The organism is Candidatus Schekmanbacteria bacterium RIFCSPLOWO2_02_FULL_38_14 (assembly GCA_001790855.1).
Taxonomy (GTDB): domain Bacteria; phylum Schekmanbacteria; class GWA2-38-11; order GWA2-38-11; family GWA2-38-11; genus 2-02-FULL-38-14-A.
This window is the reverse complement of the sequence record MGDH01000037.1, coordinates 1-1818: the sequence shown is the minus strand read 5'-3', so window position 1 is coordinate 1818 and position 1818 is coordinate 1. Positions and strand designations below refer to the sequence as shown.

The 1818-nt window shown below is 41.5% G+C and carries 1 pseudogene (only partly in view); it reads left to right on the top strand.

Annotated elements, in window-relative coordinates:
- Positions 1 to 1508 (top strand): annotated as a pseudogene (locus A3H37_07450) (hypothetical protein) (it extends 1621 nt beyond the left edge of the window).
- Positions 1509 to 1818 lie beyond the last annotated feature (310 nt).

Below are 1818 nucleotides of genomic sequence, written 5' to 3'. Positions count from 1 at the left end.
CAGAGAGGAATAATGTTCATATTATGGACAATGTCGGCTCTCAAATAGTATATGCAGTAGCATCCCAGGACCATACTCCAATGGTTGGTGACTATCTCCGTTTGACAAAGGGTCCGAATGAGCGTGGCTATAATGAGACTGCTAATGCTACATCGAGCATGCTTATTCCCTTTGCAACAAGCAGTGAAGGTTCTGTATCACCTGCTGACCCTAATTCTTTGTGGGTATTTACTACATCTGGTCCTCCGCAGGGTGTTAACCAGTATGCTCCTTCAGGTGGTAATATTTATTCTACAACAACAGGGGGCAGTGGTGATAGTGACTGGATAAGGAGGATGGATTTCTTTACCTATCTTGATTATCCTACACCAAGCTCTTCAGGTGGAGCCCAGTATGGGGGTAATGTTAGTTCACCTGTTTCAGTTGGTGCTGGTTTTGGCAGCAGAACTAATTTTGGTTTTTTCCCTGGTGCTCATGAGGGTTGGCTTTATTTTAGTGTGCTGCCATATCAGACAGATAATTCAGGCTTCAGGCTCTATAAGACTGCAGATGGGGTAAACTGGATAAAGATTACAGAGGATGGGTTTGGTGATAACTGGGGTGCGCCCAGGGCTTTTGTTTCCTTAGGTGGTAAGTTCTACATGAGTAAAAGCAGGCCTGCTTCGAGTACTGGTATCAATGGCTCAGGTGGTAATTCTATTGATGCTATATCTCCTGCTATGACTACATTTTATGAGAATGCTTTAGGATCTACTCCATCGATTCACTTTCCTACATCAGGGACTCTTATTATGGATAAGACATTTAATGCAGACCCTGGTAATAATGTTCCTGAGTCAACCATTCTTGTAGAGAAGGTGAGCTATACAGGCAACAAAATTGAAACAGTCAATACCCTGGAGGTTGCATTACCCCTGAACGATGGCACCCTTGCAACACATCTATGGGCTTTAGATTCGCAGATTATTGCAAATAGTATAGATTCTCTACCGACGGGTGGCGGTGCGATTCAGATAGAGGGTGAGATAATTCAGTATAGTTCCATATCCGGTTCAACGATTTCCATTGCTTCCCGGGGCACCTTTGGCACACCTGTAACAACCCTTTATGAGCGAGGCACAAGAGGTACCCTAGACCATGGCAGGGCAAATCATGCTAAGGGGACGCCTATCTACAGGACAACAAAACATGGTGCTAGTGACTACTTCATAGTCTTAAGTGGCGTAACTGGCATTCCATGTTGCAATGATAGGAGGTTTATCATAATTGATAATGAGAAGATATGGTATGCGGACAAAGATGTTACGGTTACTAGTAAGCTTGTAACTCCTATGAGAGGTATAGATGCCACAACTCCATCAGCTCATTCAGTTGGGACTACGATTTATAAAGGTGGCTGGACAGGGATTACAAGGGGACTCTACGGCACAACAGCTACATCATGGGCTTCTGGCGAGAGTGTAACCCCTGTATCCTTTGGCTCAGCAGAGTTGTGGGTAACTGATTAATAAACTTCTCTGCGTATGCAGAGGGAGATAAATACAAGGGTGAGCATGAATTCATGTTCGCCCTTTTTTTTTGATTTTTTAATTGACTTATTAATTTTTAAAATATAAAAGATATCATATCTGTCCAAAGTAAGTTTTTTGGACAGCATATAGCAGATTAGAAGGAAGAACACATGTGAAAAAATATTCTAAAAAAATATTCTTTCAAAGGAGAGGGGAAGAATGAAAAACAAATTTTTCAATTTCCATCAGGGGTTAAAATTATTTTCTATGATTTTTTCTCTTCTCTTGGTTTTATATTTAATTCCTT